The 23,325-nt window shown below is 48.0% G+C and carries 22 protein-coding genes; 7 read left to right on the top strand and 15 right to left on the bottom strand.

The window, feature by feature from the left end; translation table 11 throughout:
• Positions 1–218: 218 nt before the first annotated feature.
• Positions 219–1,184 (bottom strand): hypothetical protein, encoded by a 966-nt coding sequence (locus BWK47_RS09025; protein WP_162328390.1) that lies wholly within the window; start codon positions 1,182–1,184, stop codon positions 219–221.
• A 349-nt stretch (positions 1,185–1,533) separates the two neighbouring features.
• Between BWK47_RS09025 and pruA the strand changes: the two genes are divergently transcribed.
• The 3 genes from pruA (at position 1,534) to BWK47_RS09010 (ending at position 5,819) form a co-directional block, all read left to right on the top strand.
• Positions 1,534–4,506 (top strand): L-glutamate gamma-semialdehyde dehydrogenase, encoded by a 2,973-nt coding sequence (gene pruA, locus BWK47_RS09020; RefSeq protein ID WP_162328389.1) that lies wholly within the window; start codon positions 1,534–1,536, stop codon positions 4,504–4,506.
• A gap of 109 nt (positions 4,507–4,615) precedes the next feature.
• Positions 4,616–5,143, top strand: a complete 528-nt coding sequence (locus BWK47_RS09015) for a hypothetical protein (protein WP_162328388.1) — start codon at positions 4,616–4,618, stop codon at positions 5,141–5,143.
• Positions 5,144–5,303: 160 nt separating this feature from the next.
• Positions 5,304–5,819, top strand: coding sequence for a hypothetical protein (locus BWK47_RS09010; RefSeq protein WP_162328387.1), 516 nt, complete (start codon positions 5,304–5,306; stop codon positions 5,817–5,819).
• Between the two features lie 328 nt (positions 5,820–6,147).
• On the opposite strand, the gene BWK47_RS09005 is transcribed toward BWK47_RS09010, so the two are convergent.
• From BWK47_RS09005 to BWK47_RS17065, 4 genes are all read right to left on the bottom strand, one after another.
• A complete protein-coding gene (locus BWK47_RS09005) occupies positions 6,148–6,384 on the bottom strand; it encodes an NUDIX hydrolase (RefSeq protein WP_237269576.1) in 237 nt (78 codons plus the stop codon).
• Positions 6,341–6,523, bottom strand: coding sequence for a hypothetical protein (locus BWK47_RS09000; RefSeq protein WP_162328386.1), 183 nt, complete (start codon positions 6,521–6,523; stop codon positions 6,341–6,343). The genes BWK47_RS09005 and BWK47_RS09000 overlap by 44 nt, the downstream gene beginning before the upstream one ends.
• Positions 6,524–6,616: 93 nt before the next feature.
• The gene (locus BWK47_RS08995) at positions 6,617–7,060 is read right to left on the bottom strand and encodes a DUF29 domain-containing protein (protein WP_162328385.1); all 444 of its coding nucleotides are present in this window, start codon (positions 7,058–7,060) and stop codon (positions 6,617–6,619) included.
• A 24-nt stretch (positions 7,061–7,084) separates the two neighbouring features.
• Positions 7,085–7,423, bottom strand: coding sequence for a hypothetical protein (locus BWK47_RS17065; protein ID WP_237269575.1), 339 nt, complete (start codon positions 7,421–7,423; stop codon positions 7,085–7,087).
• Positions 7,424–7,565: 142 nt separating this feature from the next.
• Here BWK47_RS17065 and cimA point away from each other — a divergent pair, with 142 nt between their 5' ends.
• Positions 7,566–9,209, top strand: coding sequence for a citramalate synthase (cimA, locus tag BWK47_RS08985; RefSeq protein WP_162328384.1), 1,644 nt, complete (start codon positions 7,566–7,568; stop codon positions 9,207–9,209).
• 110 nt (positions 9,210–9,319) lie between these two features.
• Here cimA and ddpX read toward each other — a convergent pair whose 3' ends face one another.
• The 10 genes from ddpX to gghA form a co-directional block, all read right to left on the bottom strand.
• Positions 9,320–10,063 (bottom strand): D-alanyl-D-alanine dipeptidase DdpX, encoded by a 744-nt coding sequence (gene ddpX, locus BWK47_RS08980; protein WP_162328383.1) that lies wholly within the window; start codon positions 10,061–10,063, stop codon positions 9,320–9,322.
• 78 nt (positions 10,064–10,141) lie between these two features.
• Positions 10,142–10,405, bottom strand: a complete 264-nt coding sequence (gene rpmA / locus BWK47_RS08975; protein ID WP_162328382.1) for a 50S ribosomal protein L27 — start codon at positions 10,403–10,405, stop codon at positions 10,142–10,144.
• Positions 10,406–10,511: 106 nt separating this feature from the next.
• A complete protein-coding gene (rplU, locus tag BWK47_RS08970; protein ID WP_162328381.1) occupies positions 10,512–10,886 on the bottom strand; it encodes a 50S ribosomal protein L21 in 375 nt (124 codons plus the stop codon).
• Positions 10,887–11,157: 271 nt separating this feature from the next.
• Positions 11,158–12,450 carry a lipid-A-disaccharide synthase gene (locus BWK47_RS08965; RefSeq protein WP_237269574.1) on the bottom strand — a complete coding sequence of 431 codons (1,293 nt, stop codon included), beginning with the start codon at positions 12,448–12,450 and terminating at the stop codon, positions 11,158–11,160.
• A 12-nt stretch (positions 12,451–12,462) separates the two neighbouring features.
• Positions 12,463–12,954, bottom strand: a complete 492-nt coding sequence (locus BWK47_RS08960; RefSeq protein WP_162328380.1) for a DUF4079 domain-containing protein — start codon at positions 12,952–12,954, stop codon at positions 12,463–12,465.
• A 129-nt stretch (positions 12,955–13,083) separates the two neighbouring features.
• Complete coding sequence (gene hypA / locus BWK47_RS08955) at positions 13,084–13,425, bottom strand: hydrogenase maturation nickel metallochaperone HypA (protein WP_162328379.1); 342 nt, start codon at positions 13,423–13,425, stop codon at positions 13,084–13,086.
• A gap of 149 nt (positions 13,426–13,574) precedes the next feature.
• The gene (locus BWK47_RS08950) at positions 13,575–13,925 is read right to left on the bottom strand and encodes a DUF760 domain-containing protein (protein ID WP_010872976.1); all 351 of its coding nucleotides are present in this window, start codon (positions 13,923–13,925) and stop codon (positions 13,575–13,577) included.
• 105 nt (positions 13,926–14,030) lie between these two features.
• On the bottom strand, positions 14,031–14,855 hold the full coding sequence (locus BWK47_RS08945; protein ID WP_162328378.1) for a TrmH family RNA methyltransferase: 825 nt from the start codon (positions 14,853–14,855) through the stop codon (positions 14,031–14,033).
• A gap of 74 nt (positions 14,856–14,929) precedes the next feature.
• Positions 14,930–16,456, bottom strand: a complete 1,527-nt coding sequence (gene glpK / locus BWK47_RS08940) for a glycerol kinase GlpK (protein ID WP_162328377.1) — start codon at positions 16,454–16,456, stop codon at positions 14,930–14,932.
• 59 nt (positions 16,457–16,515) lie between these two features.
• Positions 16,516–19,161, bottom strand: coding sequence for a glucosylglycerol hydrolase (gene gghA, locus BWK47_RS08935; RefSeq protein WP_162328376.1), 2,646 nt, complete (start codon positions 19,159–19,161; stop codon positions 16,516–16,518).
• A 240-nt stretch (positions 19,162–19,401) separates the two neighbouring features.
• On the opposite strand from gghA, the gene ggpR reads away from it, so the two are divergent.
• The 3 genes from ggpR to glpD all read left to right on the top strand — a co-directional run bounded on the left by ggpR (position 19,402) and on the right by glpD (position 23,265).
• A complete protein-coding gene (ggpR, locus tag BWK47_RS17310) occupies positions 19,402–19,674 on the top strand; it encodes a glucosylglycerol biosynthesis transcriptional repressor GgpR (protein WP_265737875.1) in 273 nt (90 codons plus the stop codon).
• A 275-nt stretch (positions 19,675–19,949) separates the two neighbouring features.
• The gene (gene ggpS / locus BWK47_RS08930; RefSeq protein WP_162328375.1) at positions 19,950–21,449 is read left to right on the top strand and encodes a glucosylglycerol-phosphate synthase; all 1,500 of its coding nucleotides are present in this window, start codon (positions 19,950–19,952) and stop codon (positions 21,447–21,449) included.
• A 154-nt stretch (positions 21,450–21,603) separates the two neighbouring features.
• Positions 21,604–23,265 carry a glycerol-3-phosphate dehydrogenase gene (glpD, locus tag BWK47_RS08925; RefSeq protein ID WP_162328374.1) on the top strand — a complete coding sequence of 554 codons (1,662 nt, stop codon included), beginning with the start codon at positions 21,604–21,606 and terminating at the stop codon, positions 23,263–23,265.
• Positions 23,266–23,325: the final 60 nt, after the last annotated feature.

Here is a 23,325-nt window from a genome sequence, read left to right as displayed (position 1 = left end):
TTTTTATACAGTTCACTATATGTGTCTACACACTGTACTGTCTTTTTTGCCTCTCTTGTCTTTGTCATTCTCCCTCCGCGCTTTTCAGCCTTTTATCTCCATTTTAATTCCCTCAGTCTGACGGAAGAGCGATACAAAATATCTGTCACCCTTATTGCGAAGCCCAAATCATTTTAGTGGAGATAATTTGGGCTTGATTTTTTCTTTAGAAATGGGCTCTAGCAAGTGCTACCTTGGGCATCAAAAATAGTCCCAAATGACTTATAGCACCTGTTTCCTGAAAAATTAACAGGAACAGTCGTTGAGTAAACATCGGGTTTCAATGTCGCAACACCTTTAATAAATACCTGAATAGGCTGATTAGAAACTGCCAATGGAACATTGATGTGGACAGTACGACCAACGGAGATATTTCCGGAAGTTTTTACCACTGGCATATCAACAAAATTGCCACCGCCAATATCCTGTTTCTGAAAGTACATCACCACCATTTCAGCTACATAACCGGCCTGATTGTTAAAACTGATACTTCTTGGTCCCGGTGTTCCGCCAGTGAAAAATGTTGCGACTTTATCAAATCCACGGCTGTCACTCAAGGGAATATTATTGGCAATGCCCACTTGCCAGATTGTGCCGGATAAATCCACGTAATTTTCTGTGCCAGGGGAGCCAATATAGGCAATTTCTTTAACTTCTGGAAGCGCTTTTTCCACTGCTGCAATAGTCCCTCCTGTAACAGGTGCCACCACCGCGAGGGTAACACAGCCCGCCCCCACTGAAGCCGCACAGACGAATGCACCGCCCACACCAGTGGCCACCCCAGCCAGGGTTCCAGCCGCAATTATAATTGCTGAATTGGCTATGTCATGGCCAACAATTCTGACAACTGCCACACGGTTTGCCCCCTCAGTACAGGAACTAAACCCCAGTGTCACATCCTTCTTAGTATCTACGGGATTCCCAGTTACTTGATATTTTGAGTAGTCTTTGGCCTCTGTTACATCTTTGCCGATGAAAATAATCGAGCCGGGGTCATACCAATCTACGTTTACCGAGAAAGCGCCGTTGTTAAATACACACTGTTTACCCGGGATTAATGTCTGGGCCTGGACTGAGGATGGTAGCAGCAATGGTAATGTGAACGTGGAAGCAAGTAAGCTTAGAACCGCTAATTTAACCGACATAATCCTTTCCTTCTAATTTTTGTTGAGGCAAATACTGTTTTTGTCGCATCCAAAAAATTTTGCCACACCCAAAAATTGAGCTTAGTCAACAAAGGATTGTCGGTTGATTTGGCTGAAAATTAGTTATGACAGGCATTTTGAGAAACCTATAATCATTCTACACACTTCATACTCTTATTTAAGGTATAAAAGCTCACTTTTTCGGCAATTTTCATTATGGAAATTTAGCTGTTCTTGAGAGAGACTAATTTTTCCATTTCATTAGGATGAAGAATCAGAGCATCACTTTCTGAATGTACAATAAAGGGTTGGGAATACCTTACCAAACAGATCGCCCAGAAGATAAGCCATGGTTGCACAAATCGATTCACAACAACAGTATGAACAGGCCACCCAGGCGATCGCCAAGGAACTATTAGCCCAGACTAGGGAGAAACGATCGCTGTGGGACAAAATTGGCGATAATCTGCGGCTCGATGACAAGTTGCTGGATTGGACCATGGGTCATCCTGGATTGCGGGTGCAATTGTTCAAATTTATTGACTGTCTGCCAGCGTTGCAGAGTAATAGCGAGATTGCGAACCATCTCCAGCAGTATATGAGCGAAGAGGAGGTGGAATTACCAGAAGCACTGAAAAAATTGTTGAATTTTGCCGATGCCCACTCGACGCCGGCCCAGATTGCAGCGGGAACGGTGAGTAAAGCGACGGAACAGTTGGCTTTTAAATACATTGCTGGGGAAACGATCGCCCAGGTGATCAAAGCAGTGGAACGGCTCCGCAAGGAAAAAATGGGCTTTACCATTGACCTGTTGGGCGAAGCGGTAATTACAGAATCGGAGGCGTCGGAATATTGGCAGAACTATTTAGACTTGATGGCCCAGTTATCCCAGCAGGCTAAATCCTGGTCGAAGGTGCCCCAAATTGATCAGGCAGACGGGGAAATGTTGCCCCAGGTACAGGTATCAGTAAAGTTAACGGCTTTTTATTCCCAATTTGATCCCCTGGACCCCGCAGGTAGTAAAGCGAAAGTTTGTGAACGGATTCGGGCATTGTTGCGGCGAGCCCAAGAATTAGGAGTCGCCGTTCACTTTGACATGGAGCAGTACCACTACAAAGACCTGATTTTAAATATTCTCAAGGAATTGTTAGTGGAAGAAGAATTCCGTTCCCGCACCGATGTGGGCATTACGATGCAGGCCTATCTGCGGGATTCGGCCGAAGATTTGGAGGCACTGATTCCCTGGGCTAAACATCGGGGTTATCCCGTGACTGTGCGCTTGGTGAAAGGAGCCTATTGGGATCAAGAAACCATTAGGGCCCAACAAAACCATTGGCAAATTCCGGTTTATGTGGAAAAAGCCCAAACCGATGCCAACTACGAGCGCATGACTCGGTTATTACTGGAAAACCACGAATATTTATACGCCGCCATTGGTAGCCATAATGTGCGTTCCCAAGCCCTGGCCTGTGCGATCGCCGAAGAGTTGAATATTCCCAAACGTCGTTACGAAATGCAGATTCTCTACGGCATGGGAGAACCCCTGGCCCGGGCCATTGTGAAACGGGGTCATCGGGTACGGGTCTATGCACCCTACGGTCGGCTGTTACCGGGGATGGCTTATTTGATCCGACGCTTGTTGGAAAATACCGCTAACAGTTCTTTTCTGCGCCAAAACCTAGAAGAGCGGCCCATTGAAGAATTAATTGCTCCGCCCCAAGTTAAAGGCATTAATGACCTACCCACCAAGGGTTATGGCAACGCTCCCGACACCGATTACGCCGATGCTGACCTGCGTCAAAAAGCATTTCAAGCCCTAACCAGGGTTAAACAACAATTGAGCCAAACCTATCTGCCCTACATTAACGGCGAGTATGTCGAAACCGAAACCTTGATTGATTCTGTTAATCCCTGCCGTCCGTCCCAGGTGATCGGCAAAGTGGGGTTGATCAGTGTTGAACAGGCAGACCATGCCCTGGAGATAGCTAAAGCTGCGTTTCCTGCTTGGAAGAAAACCCCGGTACGGGAGCGGTGTGCCATGCTCCGGAAAGCGGCGGACATTATGGAGGAACGTCGCCATGAGTTAAACGCCTGGATTTGTTTGGAAGTGGGCAAAATTATTCCCCAAGCTGATGCAGAGGTGTCCGAGGCGATCGACTTTTGTCGCTACTATGCCGATGAAATGGAACGGCTAGACCAAGGCGTTAACCTCGATATTCCTGGAGAAACCAACCGTTATTTCTATCAACCCCGGGGCATTGCCCTAGTGATTTCCCCCTGGAATTTCCCCATGGCGATCGCCGTTGGCATGACGGTGGCGGCTTTGGTGACGGGCAATTGTACGTTACTGAAACCGGCGGAAACTTCCACGGTAATTGCGGCCAAAATTGCGGAAATTCTTATTGCAGCGGGGGTTCCCCCTGGGGTCTTCCAATATGTACCTGGTAAGGGGTCGGTGGTGGGTTCCCACATGGTCAATCATCCCGACGTACATTTGATTGCTTTCACTGGCTCCAGGGAAGTGGGTTGTCGCATTTACGCCGATGCCGCTTTAGTACAACCAGGACAAAAACACCTCAAACGGGTAATTGCAGAAATGGGCGGCAAAAACGCCATCATCGTTGATGAAAGTGCGGATCTCGATCAAGCGGTGGCTGGAGCGGTGTATTCCGCCTTTGGTTATACGGGCCAAAAGTGTTCTGCCTGTTCCCGGGTGGTGGTGCTTTCCCCCGTATACGATGCCTTTGTGGAGCGGTTTGTAGAGGCAACCCATTCCCTCAATGTGGGCCCCACCGATGACCCCAGCACCCAGGTTGGTCCGGTAATTGATGCCAAGGCCCAAGCCCGCATTCAGGAATACATCGAACAGGGTAAGGCGGAATGTGAATTGGCGATCGCCTGTGATGCCCCTAGTGAAGGCTATTTCGTCGGCCCCACGGTGTTCAAAAATGTTGACCGCCATGCCACCATTGCCCAGGAGGAAATTTTTGGTCCAGTGGTAGCCATTATTCGGGCGGCCAATTTTGACGAAGCGTTGGAAATTGCCAATGGCACCGACTACGCTTTAACGGGGGGTCTCTATTCCCGTACCCCAGATCACATTAATCGTGCTGCTGCGGAGTTTGAAGTGGGTAATCTTTACATCAACCGCACCATCACCGGGGCGATCGTTTCCCGCCAACCTTTTGGGGGGTTCAAAATGTCTGGGGTCGGCTCTAAAGCGGGTGGGCCAGACTATCTACTCCAGTTCTTGGAACCCCGCCATGTAACGGAAAATATTCAACGCCAAGGTTTTGCACCGATTGAAGGCGCAGATCAGTAAGTTAAATTGAAAATAGGAAGGGAAAGGAAATTATATACTTTCCCTTTTTAGTTGACCAAATTAAAATAATGTTATGCTTGTTAATAGTTTATGTAGTCGGTTGTTTTTTATGAAAGGTGATTTAGATACTGATACAATCAGGAATTTTTCATCTATCTTGTCCCCTCTTTTATCAGGGCTTGCTCTATTTTTTACGAGAAAATTCTGGCTAATGGCTAATCGTCCAATAATTTCTGTAAATGTAGAAACGGAGTCGAGTGGAAATATAAATACCATGTATAACTTAGTTGTTTACAACAGTGGAAATAGACCAGCAATAAATATTCAATTAAAAGTTAAGGAAGATGATTTAGAACAAATTTTTTGCGAAAGAAACGATGCAAATAAAAAATACTTTGATTATCATATTGAGTCAATTAAAAGATGTTTTAATCAAAAAACAATGATCCCATTGATTCTTAACGGAAAATCGATCAGCAATAGCTTTGGGTTAACTGGGCAAAACGGAATTTTGATTTACAAATCACAATTGCCAATCAAAATCACTTATCAAGATCTAGACGGTCGAAAATACTCTAATAACCAAAAGTTACTTATAACAACATCTGAAGTATTTGCAGATGGACAATGGACATAATCATTATCATTAATTTTTAGGTCGAATTCCAATAAATAATGATAGAATAAAACTCATGATATTTTCAAAAATCATCTAGTTTTGTTCAGTTAATAATAAGAAAAGAAGTTTCAAGATATCTATCTATCAACTTTTATTGGATTAACAAATATACACAATTATGCTTAGAAAAAAGCTTAGCTGGGGTCAAACTTCTTTAATTATTCCTCTTTTAGTTTTCATCTTCGTTATCATTGGATGTTCAAATAGCCATGATACAGAAATAGGGGTAGAAGATACAGGTAGTACAGAGGCAAAAGAAAATATTTTAATACCAGAAGAAAATCCACCACTAGAAAAAATTTATAACTTTACATATCGTCAAGTAAAGGAATCATCAGGAGCGACAAGCTGGATTTTTGAATCCGAGGAATTTAATCTAAACAACTATAATCGAAGACCACCATTGATTATATCAAATTCGGATGAATTTATTAAATCAGTAAATGATGCTTTATCGGTAATTGGTCTACCATTTGTTTCAAACATGGTACCAGATCAGGGTAAAGGATGGTATGTTTGGGAAGATTACGAACTAGGTAAATTAACTGTTAGGAGAAGTAATTGTAATTACTCAGCAGGTGAAGACTATGATTGTATTTGGAAAATAACTCTTGACGATAACAATACATACTAAGTGTTGTTAGAAAAATTGACTTAATAGTTACAAAAAACAATCAAAATTAGAGTTTGTTCATTAATTCATTCAATAATTATTAAATAAGTTAAGACAATGAATCGGTAGAAAGCGATTAATAATGAGCGCATATCAATTCAGAAAAATGGACTAAATTTGCATAAAATTATGAAAGTCATCTATATTTCTTGGAAAGAAAACGATGATATATTTTGAGGGTATTTGAATGAATTTTCCGACCATTGGGCACAAGAAAAATATCTTGAAGACCTGATCGAAAACTTAGCTGATTTATACGGAATATTTACCCAAGATGAAGTACTGGGAATCAGGCAATGATTGTTTCTCCTCGCAGAAAATCCTGTAGTTGTTGATCGTGGTCATGGCTTAATGCTCCTAACGGTAAATCTTCCACCGCAAAAGCTTTGACCTTGGATACTTCCTGGCGATCGCCCATGAGCAAATTATCTTCTGTTTTAACCACCAGGGAAATGGTGACGGAGTGGATACGGGGATCCCGGTCAGGACTGGAATAAACCCCAAGCAGGCGATCGATTTTTATCAACCGTAAACCGCTTTACCAGGGACCTGGCTCCATCTGCCAGTACATCTCGCAACGCCACATAATTAGACCGTCCTTCTGCTTGGTGGCCAATCATGTACTTTTTGCCTAAATTTGACCCCCGGATCATCACGTCCGACATAGGAATCACAATTGAGAACCGACATTCATTAGCTTACTCAACAAACTCCCAACCCTTAACAAACCGTTTACCCCAGACGGACACAATTGATGATTAATCACCCAGGGAAACCACACGATGCAACACTTCATCAATACCATAGGGACAGGTATCAGGTAGAGCCAAACCCGTTTCCTTAAATCCATCGGCCCGGGCGGTAGGATAAATTTTTGATAGGGATTCATTAATCAAATAGCGTTTTAGGCTAGGACTATCTTTCAAGTAGAGATCGATATTTGCTCTTTCTCGCTCTATTGTTCCTTGCCAACTGCGAGAGCGCCGTTTTGGCTGATAATCCCACTTCAGCAAATGATGGACAATCAACCGCAAACTACTCAGAAGGCGATCCCTTTCTCGCTTCGACAAATCCCGTACCTCTTCCACCAAATTTTCAATATCAAGTTCCGTAAATTTACCCGATTGGAGCAAATCGGCCATGGTTTCTGCCCATTGGCTATAGTCTTTTTCATACAGCTGATCGATTTTAATGTTGTCCATGGATGTTTGTGCTTGAATCTTATTTTACAGGGTTATTTCTAACAAAATCTCCAGCTCAAAATGGACCGCCACCGCAAACGCTAAGCAGACACACATTCCCGATGAAGAGCGTTTTACCTGCGTATCGAGAAACTTTTCCACCTCCGCAAAATCGGCAATTTCGTCCGCGCCAACCGAAGAAGCCATTAATGCGGGCTCCCCCTCTTGAAGACCCTCCCGCTTAATCTCCTGATAGAAAAGAGACTGGTTAATATCGGTTTGTTTCAAATCCTGGAACTTATTCGTCAGTATAGTCTCAATCACACTTGAACGTCGCTTGAATTCTCCCTCCGTCGTCACACTATCTAATAAAGCTTTACCCATCGGCTGAGAGTTAAATTTGGTCAGCCAAAGTCTTGATACCAAGATGGAACAAACTTTAAAATTTTTGCCCAGGAATAGTAAAAAGTTAATCTAGAATTAGGGTAGCAGAATTTTTGTCCGTATCCCTCACCATCCATCGCCCATGGCTACCAAGAAAACTTCCCTTTGGCTCTACGACACCACCCTCCGAGACGGGGCCCAAAGGGAGGGAATTTCTTTATCGTTGACCGATAAATTGACCATTGCCCGCCGTTTGGATCAATTGGGTATTCCCTTTATTGAGGGAGGTTGGCCCGGAGCCAATCCTAAGGATGTGCAGTTTTTTTGGCAATTACAGGAAGATCCCTTGGAGCAGGCGGAAATTGTGGCCTTTTGCTCCACCCGTCGCCCCCACAAAGCGGTGGAAACAGACAAAATGCTCCAGGCAATTCTCTCTGCTGGAACCCGCTGGGTAACAGTTTTTGGCAAGTCCTGGGACCTCCATGTGCTAGAGGGATTACAAACTAGCTTGGCGGAAAATTTGGCTATGATCAGCGACACGATCGCCTATCTACGTAGCCAAGGGCGGCGGGTGATATACGATGCCGAACATTGGTTTGATGGCTATCGAGCTAATCCAGATTATGCCTTGGCAACCTTAGCCACAGCCCAGCAGGCCGGGGCAGAATGGCTCGTGATGTGTGATACCAATGGGGGTACTTTACCGGGGCAAATCAGCGAAATTACTACTAAAGTTCGACGGAGTTTAGGACTGGACGGTCAATCCGATGGTCAACCCCAACTGGGTATCCATGCCCACAATGACAGTGGCACGGCGGTGGCCAATTCCCTCCTGGCGGTGCAGGCTGGAGCGACTATGGTTCAGGGCACCATCAATGGCTATGGGGAGCGCTGTGGCAATGCTAACCTCTGCACTCTGATTCCCAATTTACAACTGAAACTCGATTACGATTCCATCAAACCGGAAAAGCTAACCCATCTCACTAGCACCAGCCGTTTGATCAGTGAAATAGTCAACCTGGCCCCCGATGACCATGCTCCTTTTGTGGGGCGATCGGCCTTTGCCCATAAGGGCGGAATCCACGTCTCGGCAGTGCAACGTAATCCCTTTACCTATGAGCATATTGCCCCGAATTTGGTGGGTAATGAACGGCGTATTGTGGTGTCAGAACAAGCGGGGTTGAGCAATGTTTTATCCAAAGCAGAGTTATTTGGCATTGCCCTAGATCGTCAGAATCCCGCCTGCCGCACCATTTTGGCAACCCTCAAAGACTTAGAACAGCAAGGTTACCAATTTGAAGCGGCGGAGGCTAGCTTTGAACTTCTCATGCGTCAGGCCATGGGCGATCGCCAACCCCTATTTTTAGTGCAGGGCTTCCAAGTACATTGTGATTTGCTGACCCCGGCGGAAAATCCTGCTTATCGCAATGCCTTAGCCACGGTGAAAGTAACTGTTAATGGGCAAAATATCTTGGAAGTAGCGGAAGGCAATGGCCCCGTCTCGGCCCTAGACCAAGCTCTGCGCAAAGCCTTGACCCGTTTTTATCCCCAAATTGCTGATTTTCACCTCACTGACTACAAAGTACGGATTTTAGATGGGGGGGCCGGCACCTCCGCCAAAACCCGTGTCCTCGTCGAATCCAGCAATGGCGATCGCCGTTGGACCACTGTAGGAGTATCGGGCAATATTTTAGAAGCTTCCTATCAGGCGGTGGTGGAAGGCATTGAATACGGCCTGCGCTTATTAACCTGTGGGCTAACTAATCAAGAGGCGATTTCCAGTTAATATCTGCTTGTTAGAATTTTAAAAAATCTGTTGCTCAAGTTTTAATTTATTCTTCAACATTTTCCGAGATTAAAGAAACAAACTAAAACTTTGTAAACAGAATCTGAACATCATTCAACCCGGCCGTAGTAGGCGATCTTTTGGTGGTCTGGATGTCGTTGATTATATTGCCAAGCCCAGAGTTGATCCCCCTGGGAAAAATGCCACCATTCCCCCGGATGCCGCAGAAACCCGGCGCTTTCCATAATGGTATTTAAGAGTTCTCTTCGTCTTTGATATTGTTCAAATTCTTTCCTTTGGCGATCGCTATTCGGTTCCACTGTTTGATAATAATTGGGCAGGGAACGGGCTGATAATTCGTCAATTTCTCCCCCCATATCCACAGGTTGCCCTAAGCCATCCAGCAACGTTATATCCAGAGCTGCTCCCGTGCTGTGGGGCGGAGGAGTAAGGGGATTATCGCTGGGAACGGCCCAAATTTGATAAACCTGGTGATAAATATTTTCCTTTTGTTCGGGGGTTAAAACTTGGCCTTGTAAGCCATCTCTCGCCACAATTTCGGCAAAAGTGTGATCCACCATAAACTGTTGAACGGCGATCGGACGGTAAGCATCAAATATTAAAATTTCCCAACTCGGTTCAATGTCAGCTAAGGTCAACCGAGCCTGGTCCAATCTTTTTAAAACTCCAGTACGCAATACGTAAGGCGATCGCCCTTGGTAATCCGCTCCTAATTTTTCGTAGGGATGGGGTTTGAGTAACTTAACACCCTCCACATTGATGGGGGCGAGGGGTTCGCCGCAATCTTGAATGGAAACAGCCAGATAGGGTTTGAGCGGGGTAGCAAAGGACATCGAAGCCAAGTTACAGAGGTAAAAACAGTAAATCCCCCAGAATTTGGAGGATTTTAAGCATTCTAACTTGATGAAAGTTTATTCAGCGGCGACGGGATAAACACTCACTTTGCGGCGGCTTCTGGTTTTGTGTTCAAACTTAACCACACCGTCAATCAAAGAATAAAGGGTATCGTCACTGCCCCGGCCGACGTTATTGCCAGGGTGAACTTGGGTACCCCGTTGACGCACAATGATGCTGCCGGCGGTGACGGTTTGACCACCGTAGCGTTTGACTCCCAAGCGTTGGGCGTTAGAATCGCGACCGTTCCGGGTACTCCCCGTTCCTTTCTTATGGGCCATGGTTGTTAATGTCTCCTGTTAATGGTTAACAAATTCTTTTCAGGCTAGGCATCGAGTTCTAATTGTACCCGACTTACAATCTAGCCAAATTTGATTGGTTGTTGTCTTAACCAGCTACCACCGGGGTTTTAGCATCCACTTCGGGGGCTTCGGCGATCGCCGTGCCGTTGACGGAGATGGATTTCACTAATAGGCGGGTGAGCTCTTGGCGGTGACCCCGTTTTTTACGGGTTTTCTTTTTGGGCTGCATTTTGTAAACGATGACTTTGCGACCCCGACGGTGGGAGAGAATTTCCCCTTCCACCGTGGCTCCAGCGACGTAGGGCTGGCCGATGGTCACATTGTCTCCGTCTTTGACTAGCAACACCTTATCGACCACATAGCTGTCTTCCGGTGCGGCGTCGAGGTGATTAATCTCGTAAAAACGGCCGGGCTCAACCCGAATTTGGGTTCCCCCAATTTCAATAATGGCGTAACTCATAATTTATTTGCGTAGATTGCCGTACAGGTATGCCGCCGTTAAGTTTTCTGGTTTATTTGAGGAACTTGTTAACTCTGCCCCCTAAATCCCCCAACGTTGGGGGACTTTAAAATTGATCCCCCCCAGAATTGGGGGGCTAGGGGGGCATTACAAACAGATCCTAGGGAAACAACAGAAAAATATTAAGCTCTGGCATTTTTGGGTAATGGTTGTCGTAACCTGATCCGAGCGGGATAGTTGACAAGCGATCTTCTATTTTCTAAGTTGCTAGCTATTTTGTCAAACTCATCCTAACTGGTGTTTGCTGGACCGCAATTTGTTCTGCCACCAACTCGGCCATGGCGATCGCCGCCCCGGATTGGCCCCGCACCTGTTGTAATTGTTGACGTATCTGGGTTAACTGTTCAGGATGGTCTAACCAGGGCGTTAATTGACTAGCCACCCCCATCGGCGTTAGATCCCCCATCAATTCCGGCACAATTTCCCGACCAGCCCAGAGATTGGGCCAGGCAAAGAGACGTTTTTTCTTGGCAATGAGGTAATTAATCAGGCGGGTAGATTGTTGTCCCACCCAGGGAATGCGAGCAATTAATCCTGGTAAACCGTCCAAATGCTTCAGCGCTTCCGTGTGTTGGGTAGGCAATAAAACCACCATGGGAATGCCCAAAGCTCCCAGTTGAGCGGTGTTGGCCCCCACAGTGGTTAGGGCGAAGGTCAATTTTTTCAACTCCGTCAGGGCGGGAAATTGGCGACAAATATCAATTCTTAATCCCGTTGCTGCCAACAAATAGGGGTCTGGCTCCTCTTTTTCCACCACTTCTATTTCAATGTTGCCCATGGAACTAACCAAGGGATTGGTTTTGACCTGGCCGTAGCTCTGCAATTGCTCCAAATCTACGGTGGGCGCTAAAAAAAGCACAAATCGGCATTGGGGATGGGTTTTCTGTAACTCCACGGCGATCGCCACTTCCAGGGGCACTCCCTGGGTCAGTTTAGTTGCCTTAGAACCGGGCAGGAGACCGATTAAAGGTTTTGCCGATGGACCTACCGGAGCGTCGGCGGCATCAACATCCACCATCAAATCCCCCACGACGGTGGCTTTTGATCGATAAATTTCGGGTAAAGCTTGGCGTACTTGTTCATTCATCACCCCAAAGGCATCAATCCACCGGGGCCAGCGGGCATCCCACTCGGCATAGACCACGGAACGATAGCCCAACCGTTTGGCGATCGCCAGGGCAAAAAACTGATCTCCCCCCAAAAAAAGCACCACCCCTTGGGAATGCCAGGACCATGACTCCGCCGTTTTCCCCCAGAGCAAGAAATTCCAAAAATGTTCACTACTCTGCACCCGGTCGACTTCTGGATAGCTACGCACCACCTCCGCTTCCCTACCCATGGCATGGGGACAGGGGGAAAGCATCACCGAAATCCTCAGGTGGTTGTAACCCAAAAGTTGACGCAAAGCCTGCACAACAGGACGAACCCAGGTGGTCACTTCCCCTGGGCCATTGGACAAAATTAAAACGTCAACGGGATTGGTTAGTACGGACAAAGTTTGCAAAACAGTAACAACCTAGGAGCCCAATTTGCTGATAATTCTTTGGACAATTTCCACCCCAGTGAAAGCTTGCCAGCCAAATAAACCAATCAATGTGATATTCAGGGTGATGTGGGTTAAGCGGGCTGTTTCATTACCCTTTTGCATCCAGGGTACCAACGCCGCCGCCGTAGAGATCAAACCGATCATGGCGAGACCAACGAGTAAGTGGGGACCGACAAACAGCTTGCCGTTGTTTATATAGGTAACCGCCATGCCGCCAATGGTCCCCAACACCATTAGGGAAAGTAGGAGAGAGCCGAGGATAAAGTGTTTACCCTTAACATCTTTTTGGATCAACTCCTTGCGTTTTTCTGGTTCTGCGGAGCGAATTTGTCGGGACTGGAAGCCCAGCCACATGGCGTACACCGAAGTGAAGAACAACGCCCACATCATAATGGGGTGGCCAAATTGGCTATAAGTTTTAATCGGTTCAGGAATCTCAAGGGCCAGTAGAGGAAACATCATTTTAATTAAGTTGATGATTGGTCGTAGTTAATACAGCTTGGGAAAAATCTAACTACGGTTGCTTAAAGAAATTTAACACAGCCCATGGTGACAGCGGTTCCTCCCCCCGGTTAGGACTTGGCCCCATGCTCAACTCAGTTCTAGGGATGCTAGTTCCAACTGTTTTCCATCCATTACTGTTTGGCTAATCTGGTCGCAGTGGGGACAGCGGTAAATCCAATCCTCTGGCTGAAAATTTTCGTGGCAGTGTTGGCAACGACAGGTAACGGGAATTTCTTCAATTTCCAATCTCGCCTCGGCGGCCATGGTATTTTGTCGCACCACTTCAAACGCAAACCGTAGGGCATCGGCCACTACCCCCGACTGTTGCCCCACCCGCAGGGTTAGACGGTGAATTTGACTCGCCCCATGACCCTCCGCCTGGGCAATGGCGATCGCCAAAGTTTGCTCCATCAGACTAACTTCGTGCATATGATTAACTCTGGGTAGTTCATTTTCCAGACCGGGCAATCCCAGAACAATACGGCGGAAAACCAAAACTTAGAAGCAAAATCTAGCTATTCTTTAGGGTGCCTGCAGAGGCTTTGATCTGGACAGATACCACCTCATAGAACTCGGTGTTAGTATTCGGTATTCTCGTTGCTGTTGCTGCTACTTTTAAAAGCTTGTTCAAATCCTAACCTTTGCTCGGCGTTGCGAAGAAAATAGCCACTCATCATAGCGGAGGCTAAAAGACGGCCCAAATTTTCCCGGCTAGTGCTGATGGTTACCCCAAAGTGCTCCGGAGGTAAATTTCCCAACAGACCGATAATGTTGCGCTCCATCACTTGAAACACTTCTTGGGAATCGGGGCGAGACAATTGGGCAATGGTTTCGGGGCTTAATTCTTGAACGTATGTCCACAAACTATCCTTGCCTGGGGCTTCATTGCCAGCGAATAACGGTTGGGGACGTTGGGGTTCATGGGTCACAGTGGATCTCCTCTTCTAGTAATGGAACTCGATTTGGGATTGATTCCGATGGGATAAACACAATGTAACAATTTCAGGAAAAAACCGGAGGGCAAAGAACCGAACTTACCCTGGTGTTGATGCCGCCCATTGTTGTCGCCGGGCTTCGTAGAGCATTACCCCGACGGCGATCGCCACGTTGAGGGATTCCACCTGGGGAGCTTGGGGAATGGCCACTTGATGGGTGGTTAGTTCCAGCACGGGAGCGCTGAGCCCTTGGCCTTCACTACCAAAAATGACTATGGTGGGCCGCTGAAAATCAATTTCCCAGAGAGTTTGGGTTGCCTGGGGAACGGTGGCAATGAGTTGTAATCCCTGGGTGTGAAATTTTTCCAGGAGTGGCGGCAAAGATTGCAGTTGTTGCTGGGGCAAAAGCAAGCTACTACCGGCGGAGGAGCGCAAGACCTTTGGGCTGGTGGGATCAACGCAGTCAGCGGTTAACCAAATTCCTTCCACTCCGGTGGCGGCGGCGGTTCTAAGAATAGTGCCCAGGTTACCTGGATCCTGTAATCTTTCCAGCACTAGGCCTAACCGAGCATGGGGGGGCGGCGATCGCCAAAATTGATCCATGGTTAGAGTTGCTACCACGCCGTCGGGGTTAACGGTGCTGGCCATTTTTGCCAAAACTTCCCCACTTACCAAACAACTATGGACAGACTGGGCCATTAGGCGATCGGCCAAGGCGGGATTTTTTTCCTGCCACATTGCGGTGAAACAGCCATGGTTAAAGCCTTTGCCTTGGGTTAAAGCCACTTCGAGCAAATGGGTGCCTTCCAGCAAAAGTTGACCCTGTTGTTTCCGTCCCTTGGTTTGGTGCAGTTGGCGCAATTGTTTAACCAGGGGGTTTTGGGTGCTGGTGATCGAAGCAATGTCACTGGGCAATGGATACACCTTCCTAAATACGCATGGGCAGAAATTGAAGACAAATTAAGCTTATCGTCCCGTGGTGGAAGGTTCGGAAAAACCTAATTTGAAGCTGATTCCACCCAATTTTTAGCCCGGCGGACAGCCTCTTGCCAAACGGAAAAATTTGCCTGGGCATCGGCGGATCCTACTCCTGGTTCAAATACCCGGTCAATGGCCCGATTTTCCACCAAAGCTCGGTAGTCTTGCCAAAATCCCACCGTTAGCCCGGCGCCAAAGGCGGCTCCCTGGGCCGTGGCATCCAACACCGCAGGCCGCTCCACGGGAATGCCCAAAACATCCGCTTGGCATTGCATCAAAAAGTCATTGTTGCAGGCTCCTCCATCTACCTTCAGTTGTTGAATGGGGGCGGGACTATCCTGGTTAATGGCCTCTACCACTTCCCGGGCTTGGAAGGCGATCGCCTCTAGGACTGATCTGACCAGATGGGCTTTGGTTACCCCCGCTGTTAAGCCAAGAAAAGCACCACAGGCATTCATGTCCCAATGGGGAGCACCCAAACCACTCAGGGCTGGCACAAAGTAAACGCCGCCATTACTGTCCACACTGCGGGCTAGGCTTTCACTGGCCGCCGCTGATTCAATTAAACCCAACTTATCCCGTAGCCATTGCACACAGGAACCAGCAGTGAACATACTTCCTTCCAAGGCGTAATCCCTTGTCAAGCTTTTGTCTCGGTTGGTTTGGGTCCAAGCCACAGTGGAAAGTAAGCGATGTTGGGAACGGGTTACCGTTTGCCCCGTATTCGCCACCAAAAAAGCCCCCGTGCCATAGGTGCATTTCAGCAATCCTGGGCGATCGCAGCCGTGGGCATAGAGGGCCGCCTGTTGGTCACCAAAAATGGCGGTAATGGGAATTTCTACCCCCAGAATTTCCGGGTCGGTAACGCCGAAGTAACTTAAACTAGGTTGCACCTCCGGCATAATCTGGGCGGGAATGGTGAATAAATCCAACAGCTTTTCATCCCAGATGAGGCTGTCTAAATTGAGCACCATAGTACGGCTAGCATTGCTGTGGTCCGTGCGGTGTACTTTACCCCCAGTTAAGTTCCAGAGGGCCCAGCTATCAATGGTGCCCGCCAACAGATTAGCTGGATCGACACTCTTATTCTGTTTAACCCAATCCAATAGCCAATGGAGCTTGGTGCCCGAAAAATAGGCATCTAACACGAGGCCGGTGCGCTCATAAATTTCGTCCACGTAGCCCGCCGCAGTTAATTCTCCACAAAAGTGAGCAGTGCGTCGATCCTGCCAGACAATTGCCGGATGGAGAGATTGGCCAGTGGTCTTATCCCAGAGCAAACACGTTTCCCGTTGCACCGTTAGACCGATCGCCACAATTTGTTGGGGTTGGATGGCAGTTTTTTGCACCACTTCCTGCATGACTGTTTTCGTATCCCGCCAGATTTCCAGGGCATCGTGCTCCACCCAGCCAGCCTTGGGATAGAACTGGGTTAACTCTTTGTAAGCTTGCCCGGCAATGTTGCCGTCATAATCAAACAAAATGGCTCGATTGCCGGTGGTGCCCAAATCCAGGGCCATTACATACTGATTTTGCTTAGCTGTCATAGAACAGTAACCTCCAAAAAATTAATCATCAAATCTCTAAATCTCTGCCCCGCTGGGCCCTAGGAACGACTGTTGCGTAAAATCAAACCCTGGCCGTCCCGCAACTCAAACACCCGCAACGAATCCGCTGTGGAATCCACATTCACCCCCGGGGTGGCGATCGCCACTTCCCATTCCTGCAAATCCAGTTGTAACCAGTCCCCCAAGGTAACAATGGCAGGATCTCCCTCCATATGGGTCACCATCACCACCTTTTCAGGATCATCACTGTGGGCTGTGGCGGGGTTAGTCCTGAGACCATAAAAAAGAGTGTGGTCATTTTCATGGATGCGGTTAAAGCGATCGCCGTCTTGGAGATTGTGGTGTAACCAGGGATGTTGCCGTCGGTAATTGCGCAATGCCAAGTTAAAACGACTTCTTTCTGGGTCCACTTGGTCGAAATGATAGGATACCCGACAAGCTTCGTGGCCATCTTCCATAAAAGCCCTAGCAAATTTTTTCAACTTCGGCACATCCAAACGGGTAACAAATTCCGGTTGTTCGGCATGTTTAAACTGACTGAGTAATTCCAGATCACAGGCCGCCGCGTCCCCATCTTCCTCAGGCTCATAGCCCAAACAATGGCGACAGGCCTTAGCTACCGCTTCGAGCTGAAAATCTTTTTTCACCATGGCATCGGCCACTGCCTTCATAAACCGTTGCAACAGTGCCAAATCTTTAAAACCCAGGGCCTTTAGTTGGGGAAATAGTTGGGGGTGCTGGTATAACTCCGGGGAAATTTGCCAATCGAGAAAACCCGCTTCTTCAAAAGCTACTTTCACGCCATAGCGTTCATCGGTGTTGCGGAAAAACCCCCAGGGACTGTGCATCATGGCATTTAAAAAATCCATCGGTAAGCCCGGGCAAAAACCATAGACCCACAATAAGGTGGCCGGATTGTCGTAGGCATTGTGCAACACTTCCGGCAAAGTTGTGCCCAAATTCCAGTTAATTTCCGAGTTATGGTGGTCAATTTGGTTACCCCGGCGCACCGTATCGTGGTTACCACAGCCAGTGATCCACCGATCGCCTTTGTACATCACCTCACAAACCCGTTCCCATTTCCGTTGCCAAAAACCCTTGAGGGAAGGGGTGTTATGGGCAAAAATTAGCGGTCCCCACTGGTAGGATTCTGGCCGCAGCTCAATTAACTCCCTATAGGTGGATTTCTCTTCCCAACCATCTTCTGGCCAGGGACGCCCATCTTCAAAAATGGTGAACAGTAACCGTTTACAACCTTGGATTTCCTGCACCACATCGCTCATAGCTAATAAATAGGCATCGTCCTGTTCCACCCGTCCCGTGAGGGGATTAAAAAAGCGGAAATCCTGGCCCCCATCCACCCGAATACCGTCGGCTCCGGTATTAATTTTGCGCCGTTGCATTTCCAACAAAATGGCCCGAACAATGGGCAACTGATGGTTCAAATCCTGGCCGTACATATTGGGGCCTTTAAAATATTGCCGATTGAGCAATTCCAACGCCTGGTTATCGGCATGGCCATAGACCAAATCGTAAATTACCTGAATGGGGCCGCTGGGAAAATTGTGCAACGTGGCAATCAAGTCCACCAATTCATCCGGGCGCAAAGTACCTAACACCGCAGGATTAGTGGCTCCGGAACCGAGAATGGGCACGTCATAGCCCCAATTTTGGGTATTGGGTTTGCGGAGGGTAACTTTGATTTTCTCTTCCACCACCACAGCCCCTTCTTCCACTTCTATTTCCTCCACCTCTTCCCCGGCAATGGAGAAAAATTCGTGGTCTTGGTTGAAATCTTCCAGGCGATATTCAATGGTGGGTTCGATGGGCAATAGTTGGATGGCGTCGTAGCCCAAATAATTCTGTTCCGCGTCGCTGAGGGGTTCGTGCCGGAGAATTTTTTCCCCCAGCCGTTGGTAAATTTTAGTGAGTCCCGCCAGGGTGCCTTCCGGGGAAGCGGTATTGATGTGGATCTGCAAAATATTGGCCATGGCCCCCACCCGACAAATGGCCGCTTCGCTGTCTTCATCGGGATGCAAATTTTGATCCACAGGAATGGCCGGGTTAAGCACCGCCGCCCGCTGGGCCTTAAGCTGCTCCGGATCAAAGACATTTTCAGGATTTTCTTGGCAATGGTTCAGGGCAGCCGATCGCCGTAAATAATCTAAATCCGCCCGTTCCCTCTGCATTTTTTCCACATCGTACAGTTCCGCTGGGGCAAAAACACCGTAGGGCAGGGAATAGGCCAGGGGATCACGGATGACCAACGTGTTGGACAAAATGGAATCGTAATAGCGCAACCAATAGAAAGAACCAGCTTGATCTCTGGTGCCTGGCCGCATCCCCGACAGCACAGCCCAAACAAATTCCCCCTGTTGGGGCAATTCAATCCTTTCCCAACGAAACAAGCCAGTTTGTTCCGGCGCTTGGAAATCAATCTCCCCCAAGGGCGTAAACACCTCTAGGTAAATTAACTTTTCAGTAAAAGCCCCTTCCCCCGCCAACCGGGGCACCCAAAATCCCACTTGGGTTAGGCCATCCCCTTGGTAATGGGCCCCCAATTTTTTCACCACTTCCCGGGCCGCTTGGAAATAGTTCTCCGGCGATTCCGTGACACTCCGGGCCCAAGCCATTAGTTTTTCTGTTTCTTCTTCGACCAGATGGATACGATTCAATGTTTTCATACTGAAAAATAAGCTCAAAATAAGCTGAAATTGCTGGGGAGTAAGGGATTTTCAACTCTGTCATTGCTGACTTAGGGGGGCAAAAACAATGTCAACCCAGGGATAAATCCAGGTATATTAGTTCACGCGTTTATTGTTTATCCCTAGGCGATCGCCGGGGGCAAAGCTCAATGTTATCAAAACTCCATAAAAAAACTGCAAAAATTATCCTGACTGAATGGAAGTCAAAAAGACTGGAAAATGGGATCAAACAACAAGAAAAAATCAATTTACCCTGCCCATGGCAATAGTTTTAAGGTTAACAAAAAAAATAGAATTTACCGCAATCGATGGGTAAATTTCCAGAGGATACCCCCAACTCCAGAAGCAGAAATCTTGCCAGAAAAGCTTTTTCTGTTACTATACTTAACAAGTAACTACTTTTTCCATAGTCCAGGGGCGGCTTTCCAAAAACCAGAGATTGGTGGCTTGCCGCTGCTGTTCTCCTCTGGAGTAAGGGGAAAAGGTAATTAGTGTTACGGCATTTTACTGACGGGTTAAGTAATCTTTAACAAAGATTTATGAGCCGTTACCGTAATTGCCCCCACGGGGGAACGCGATGTCTGTGGACTCGCCCAGGACGTAATCAATTTTTCTGTACCGATATTAGCGGTGAAAAGTTTTATTCAACGTACTAAAATGCCCCGGCGGGAATTAACTTGGGTTCCGGGAAGTCGGGTGCATTAGCCGTACTAGACCTACCCAATAGTTACTTTGTTTGATTCTTGATTTTGGAGACCGCTGATTTTATGAATTCATCCCTTGTGATCCTTTACCACCGTGAGCCCTACGACGAAGTTAGGGAAAATGGCAAAACGGTGTATCGAGAGAAAAAGAGTCCCAACGGGATTTTGCCCACCCTAAAAAGTTTTTTTGCCGATGCGGAACAGAGCACCTGGGTCGCATGGAAACAGGTTTCGCCGAAGCAAAAGGATGATTTTCAGGCGGATATGTCCATTGAAGGCCTTGGCGATCGTTGTACGGTGCGCCGGGTACCCCTGACGGCGGAGCAGGTGAAAAACTTCTATCACATAACTTCCAAGGAAGCCTTTTGGCCCATTCTCCACTCTTTCCCCTGGCAGTTCACCTACGATTCTTCTGATTGGGATAATTTTCAGCACATTAACCGCTTATTTGCCGAGGCGGCCTGTGCCGATGCCGATGACAATGCGTTGTTTTGGGTCCACGACTATAACCTCTGGTTAGCGCCCCTTTACATTCGTCAGCTCAAGCCCAACGCCAAGATTGCCTTTTTCCACCACACCCCCTTCCCCAGCGTTGATATTTTCAATATTTTGCCCTGGCGGGAGGCGATCGTAGAAAGCTTGCTGGCCTGTGATCTCTGTGGTTTTCATATTCCCCGCTACGTAGAAAATTTTGTCGCCGTGGCCCGTAGTCTCAAGCCGGTGGAAATCACCAGACGGGTTGTGGTAGACCAAGCCTTTACCCCCTACGGTACGGCCCTGGCGGAACCGGAACTCACCACCCAGTTGCGCTATGGCGATCGCCTCATTAACCTCGATGCGTTTCCCGTGGGCACCAATCCGGCAAATATCCGGGCGATCGTGGCCAAAGAAAGTGTGCAACAGAAAGTTGCCGAAATTAAACAAGATTTAGGCGGTAAGAGGCTAATTGTTTCCGCTGGGCGGGTGGATTACGTGAAGGGCACCAAGGAAATGTTGATGTGCTATGAACGTCTACTGGAGCGTCGCCCCGAATTGCAGGGGGAAATTAGCCTGGTAGTCCCCGTAGCCAAGGCCGCTGAGGGAATGCGTATTTACCGCAACGCCCAAAACGAAATTGAACGACTGGCAGGGAAAATTAACGGCCGCTTCGCCAAACTGTCCTGGACACCAGTGATGCTGTTCACCTCTCCTTTAGCCTATGAGGAGCTCATTGCCCTGTTCTGTGCCGCCGACATTGCCTGGATCACCCCCCTGCGGGATGGGCTAAACCTGGTGGCTAAGGAGTATGTGGTCGCTAAAAATGGCGAAGAAGGAGTTCTGATCCTCTCGGAATTTGCCGGTTGTGCGGTGGAACTACCCGATGCGGTGTTGACTAACCCCTACGCTTCCAGCCGTATGGACGAATCCATTGACCAGGCCCTGGCCATGGACAAAGACGAACAGAAAAAACGCATGGAGAGAATGTACGCCGCCATTAAGCGTTACGACGTTCAACAATGGGCCAATCACCTACTGCGGGAAGCCTACGCCGATGTGGTACTGGGAGAGCCCCCCCAAATGTAGGCGATCGCCAATGCCAGTTGTGGTCGGCGGATGGTAACCAAATAACCATTGTCCAAACCCCCTAAAAATTGCCCAGAGTTAGAGTTTAGGGGGATTTTTTACATTTCATTGCACTAATTGCACGATTTATTCCTCATTGGAGCATTACCCAGCCATGCGTAATTTCCCAGAAATCCAAAATACGGCCTATGACCTAATTGTGATTGGGGGAGGCATTAACGGGGTTGGCACGGCCCGGGACGGAGCTTTGCGGGGACTCAAAACCCTCCTGATCGAAAAGGATGATTTCGCCAGTGGTACGAGTAGTTGGTCCACCCGCTTAATCCATGGCGGCCTGCGCTATCTGGAATATTTTGAATTTAATCTGGTGCGGGAATCCCTGCGGGAAAGGGAAGTTCTGCTCCACACCGCCCCCCATTTGGTCCAGCCCCTCCAGTTGACCATTCCGGTGTACGACTGGTCGAGCCGGGCCTATTGGGAAATTCAGGCGGGCATGATTCTTTACGACATCCTCAGTTTTGATAAAACCCTCCCTTCCCATAGGATGTTAAGCCCCCAACAGTTCCAGCAACTGTTCCGAGCGGCGGAGAAAAAAGGCTTAAAAGGGGGAGCCCAATATTTTGACGGCCAGGTGGAATATGCGGAACGGTTAGATTTAGAAGTTACCCTATCGGCCCAAAAGGCCGGGGCGGCCATGCTCAACTATGTGGCTGTGAAGGGGTTGGAGAAAGGGGAAAATAACCTGATTACCGCCATCCATTGCCAGGATCAACTGAGCGGAGAAAAATTTACTGTTAATAGTGGCCAGGCGATCGTTATTAACACCGCTGGCCCTTGGGTAGATGAGGTCTGCGCCCTAGCCCGTCGGGGATCTGAATCGATTTCTATTCTCAAAGAGAGAAAAATTGGCGGTACCAAAGGAAGTCATATTGTGGTGGATCCCTTCCCTGGAGCCCCCGCTTCAGCCTTATATGTGGAAGCGTTTGTGGATAAGCGGCCCTATTTCATCATTCCCTGGTTGGGTAAATATCTGATTGGTACCACGGACCACCGCTATGATGGTTCCCTCGACAGGGTTAAAGCCAGTGATGACGAGATTGATTACCTGATTGCGGAAACTAACCGGGTGATGCCAGCAGCTCAGTTAACCAGGCAGGATGTGCGTTTCACCTATTCCGGGGTGCGCCCTCTGCCCTACACCGATGGCAAAAAGGCCGGCAGTATTACCCGCAACCATATTCTTTATGACCATAGTCAAGACGGAGTTAATAATTTGATTTCCCTAATTGGCGGTAAGTTGACCACCTATCGCCAGGTGGGAGAAGAAATGGTGGATAAGGTTTATGGCAAGCTGGGACGCTCTGCTCCTCTCTGCCCCACCCTGACCCAACCTTTACCGGGGGCAGAAGCCTATCCCCTGTCCTTGGAAACTGCCATGGATAAATATGGCAATCATTTGGAGCGTCATTCTATTCAACATTTATTTTGCCTTTACGGAGCCAGGGCTGGAGACATTTTAGCCTTAGTCCACGGAGCGCCGGAGTTGGGGGAAAGGATTATTCCTTCCTTGCCGGATATCAAAGCCCAAGTTGTTTTTGCAGTACAAGCAGAAATGGCCCACACCTTGGTGGATATTTGTCGACGACGTACGGCGATCGCCATGGTGACTAACGATTATGGCTTTAGCGCCCTGGCCGGCATTTGCCAAACGTTAACAGACCATTGTGGCTGGACCCAGGAGCAATGTGACAAGCAAATTCAAAAGTACCATGAATATATGGAGCAAAACTGCATTCCCGACTATTGTCTCCACTGAAAAAAGTTAGGCCAAGCTCCAATTAAATGGGGGAATTGAATCCCAAGTCGGGGGAGAAGC

The sequence above is a fragment of the Synechocystis sp. CACIAM 05 genome (assembly GCF_010222815.1).
In the GTDB taxonomy this organism is placed as follows: domain Bacteria; phylum Cyanobacteriota; class Cyanobacteriia; order Cyanobacteriales; family Microcystaceae; genus Synechocystis.
Note: the sequence above shows the minus strand (reverse complement) of the source record. Positions and strands in the feature narration are given on the sequence as shown.